The organism is Micromonospora sp. RTGN7, from assembly GCF_033804645.1.
Classification (GTDB): domain Bacteria; phylum Actinomycetota; class Actinomycetes; order Mycobacteriales; family Micromonosporaceae; genus Micromonospora.
In genome coordinates this window covers 1-3,228 of sequence record NZ_JAPZLF010000048.1, presented here as the reverse complement: position 1 = coordinate 3,228, position 3,228 = coordinate 1, and the positions used below count along the sequence as shown (strand labels likewise).

Sequence of the window (3,228 nt, the reverse complement as noted above, 5' to 3'; positions counted from 1 at the left end):
GCCGACTCCGCCAACCCCGACCACGCCAGCTACGACATCACCACCGACAACCTCGCCGACTGGATCGCCACCCGCGGCTACGCCACCTCCTGACCACACCACACACACCACCACAACGAAAGGGCCGACCCCCACACGGGGGCCGGCCCTTTCAGCATGTCCACGCGGCGGAGGCCGAACCGCCGGCCGCAGCACCCGCCCTACCGACCACCGTTCGCCCGCCACCGGTCCGGCAGGACCGGCGGCGGGACGAGGAGCCGGAGGCAGGCCGCGGGCGACGCTGCGGCAGGATGGGCCCGTGGCGAAACGACCCACCCGTGGCGGCGCACCCCGCGACCCGGCCGGCCCGTGCCCGTGCGGGACCGGCCAGCCGTACCCGCAGTGCTGTGGCCCGACGCACCGGGGCGAGGCGGACGCAAGCACCGCCGAGGCACTGATGCGGTCCCGGTTCAGCGCCTTCGCCGTCGGCGACACCACCTACCTGCTGCGCAGCTGGCACTCCTCGACCCGCCCCGCACGGCTGCACCTAGACCCCGGGCAGCGGTGGACCCGGCTGGAGATCCTCGACGCCGAGCGGGGCGGGCTGTTCGACAGCACCGGCACCGTCGCCTTCCGGGCCCACTACCGCCAGGCCGGACGGCCCGGAACGCTCGCCGAACACAGCCGATTCACCCGCGAGGACGGCCACTGGGTCTACCTCGATGCGCTGCCCGGCTGAGCCCCGAAGCCCGCCCCCCGACCGGTCGGCCCGGTCACCATGTCGGCGGGCGTTCAGCGAGCGGAGGCGTCCCCGCCCGGCCGGGGAATGACCACCGTGGCGTCCCCCACCGACTGGTCATGGTCGCCACCGTGCTGCGAGTACGGCGGCGTCTGCCCGGACGCGGGCCGGCTCACCGGCTGGGTACGCTCCGACCCCACGTACCCACCCTCGGTCGGCAGGGGCACCACCTGCGTCCGGTCGGCGTCGTTCTCGGCCGGCGTGACCACCTGCGTCCGGTCGGCATCATCGTGGGCCGGCGTGACCGTGGCCGCCAACCGGTCCGCCACGTCCCGCCGACCGGCCTGGTACGCCCGCGCGTGCGTCGCGATCATCTTCGACTCCCGCTCCGCCCGGCTCAGCCACGATTCCCACCGGCTCTGCATCGGACGCACCAGCCCGCCACCGACGCCGACAACGAGGATGCCGCCGACGGTCGCCAGCACCGCCACCAGCACCGGTGTGGTCACCGCCGTCGCCACACCGATCTGGTCGAGTGCCGCGATGACACCCAGTCCGAGGATGAACACCGACGCGACACTCGCCAGCACCCGCCCGTACGACAGGCCCCCCAGGGCGCTGCTGATGATGTCCTTCACCGCATGCGCGATCGCCGCGGCTACCACCACGATCACGATCGCCACGACGGCCCGGGGCAGCCATGCGATCACCCCGGCGATCAGGTCCGAGATCGGGTTCGGCCCCCAGATGCCAAACGCGAGCTGCAACGTCACCAGCAGCACCGCGTAGTAGGCCAGCTTCGCCACGATGTCACTCGCGTCGTACCGGGACCGGGCCAGCGCGGCCTTGATCCCGCCGCGCTCGACCGCCCGGTCGAACCCGACCCGCTCCAACACCTTGTCCACGACCTTCAGCACGGCCTTCGCGATCAGCCAACCGACCACCAGGATCGCCACGAAACCGATGGCCTTGGGCAGGAAGAGCAGCACCGCACGCAGGGCGTCCCCCACGGCGTCACCGAAGTTGTCTCTCATCGAAAAGGTCCTTCACAGCAGAGGGCGCAACGTATCCGCCCGGACTACCCCGCCCGGCCCGTGCGGAAACGCCGCCGCCCTCCGGCGGGCGCGCCCTCAGCGTCGACGACAGACGTACCGGACCTCCGTGCTCGCCTGCGCCACCGACGGCTCGACGATGTTGACCGTCGCCGTCTCCCGCGTCGTACCCACCCCGGCGAAGGACCACTTCAGCGGCAATGTCACCGTCCGCTGCCCCCGCCCGACCCGCTCGCCGACCAGCGCCCCCGGCGCCGCGCCGGACCGCAGCCACTGATAGCGGATCGTCCCGGCGTTGCCGTTGGTACGCACCGTCGCCACCACCTCCACCGTCACGTCGCACCGGTTCCCCGCAGGCTCGGCCACCGCCACGGTGACCCCCTCGACCTCCAGAGGGCTGAGCCACTGCCAGATGAAGAACCCGACCGCCACCACCAACACCACCGTGCACAGGGCGGACAGCACCGACACGACCCGCCGCCAGGCCGGGCGGGGCCGTCGGGCCGGGCCCGCCTGCCCCCAGGTGGGCACCGCAGCAGCACCCGGCACCCCCGGCCCGAACCGCAGTTCGCCCCCCGGGACCGCACCGGGCGGCCCCACCGGCCCACCGGCGGTCGACCCGGCCACCGCCGTCGGCGTGCTCCCCCCGGTCGGGCCCGTCCAGTGCGCCGTCGGCTCGGCCGCACCCGCCAGGTGCGCCGTCGGCTCGGCCATGCCGGACGACGACCACGGCCGTTCCGGGCCGACCGTCCGGCCCAGGTCCGTGGTCCGGCCCAGGTCGACCGTGCGGCCCAGGTAGGCGGTGGGCTCCGCCGCGCCCGGCGACCCGGGGACGCCCGGTGTGTCACGCTGGGGCAGCGCCGTCGTCGCCTCGTTCGGATCGCTCATCGCCGGCCTCTCGTCATCGTCGTCGAACCGCCCACGGTCAGCCCGGCGTGCAGAACGACTGAAGGCTCACGTACGCCGGCCCGACCGGCCCGGCGGAATTACCCGCAGCGTCGACGGCGGTGACGTGCAGCGGGATGCGGACGGTCTCGGCGGGCTGGTCGAACGGGCCGAGGGTCCCCTGGAACACGCCCCTGCCGACCGACGACATCGCCACCGTGCCGGAGGTCCGGCCGACCGTGTAGCGGAACGTCACCCGCAGCCCGTTGTCGGCCGACCGGTCGTCGGTGACCGTGACCGTGACCGGCGTTGACGTCTCCCCGTACGGGCAGCCTCGCGCTTCCAGGGTGGTCCATCTGGTGCCCGGTGACCCGACCTTGGGGGCGGTGACGTCCGACGGCGGTGGAGTGCTGCTGACCGACGCGGTGGGGGTCGGCTTCACGGTCCGGGTGGGCGTGCTGGGCCGGCCCGTAGGCGTCGGCGGCCGGGACGTCGGCGCGGCCGTCGTCGGGCCTGCGGAGGTCGGGGCCACGGGTGAGGGGGTCGGCGTGATCACCGCCGGGGTCGGCGGCG

The 3,228-nt window shown here is 73.9% G+C and carries 5 protein-coding genes and 1 pseudogene; 3 read left to right on the top strand and 3 right to left on the bottom strand.

What is annotated here, in order from left to right:
- A pseudogene (locus SNR22_RS29120) lies at positions 1-93 on the top strand (phytochelatin synthase); the annotation flags it as partial.
- Positions 94-298: 205 nt separating this feature from the next.
- Positions 299-718, top strand: a complete 420-nt coding sequence (locus SNR22_RS29115; RefSeq protein WP_320069887.1) for a YchJ family protein — start codon at positions 299-301, stop codon at positions 716-718.
- 53 nt (positions 719-771) lie between these two features.
- Here SNR22_RS29115 and SNR22_RS29110 read toward each other — a convergent pair whose 3' ends face one another.
- The 3 genes from SNR22_RS29110 to SNR22_RS29100 form a co-directional block, all read right to left on the bottom strand.
- Entirely contained in the window at positions 772-1,752 is a 981-nt protein-coding gene (locus tag SNR22_RS29110) for a mechanosensitive ion channel family protein (RefSeq protein ID WP_320069886.1), read from the bottom strand.
- 96 nt (positions 1,753-1,848) lie between these two features.
- Entirely contained in the window at positions 1,849-2,658 is an 810-nt protein-coding gene (locus tag SNR22_RS29105) for a hypothetical protein (protein ID WP_320069885.1), read from the bottom strand.
- Between the two features lie 37 nt (positions 2,659-2,695).
- Positions 2,696-2,911: a hypothetical protein gene (locus SNR22_RS29100; RefSeq protein WP_320069884.1), complete on the bottom strand. Its 216-nt coding sequence runs from the start codon at positions 2,909-2,911 to the stop codon at positions 2,696-2,698.
- 130 nt (positions 2,912-3,041) lie between these two features.
- Between SNR22_RS29100 and SNR22_RS29095 the strand changes: the two genes are divergently transcribed.
- Positions 3,042-3,228 (top strand): hypothetical protein (locus tag SNR22_RS29095; RefSeq protein WP_320069883.1); only part of this gene is annotated, 187 nt, incomplete at its 3' end.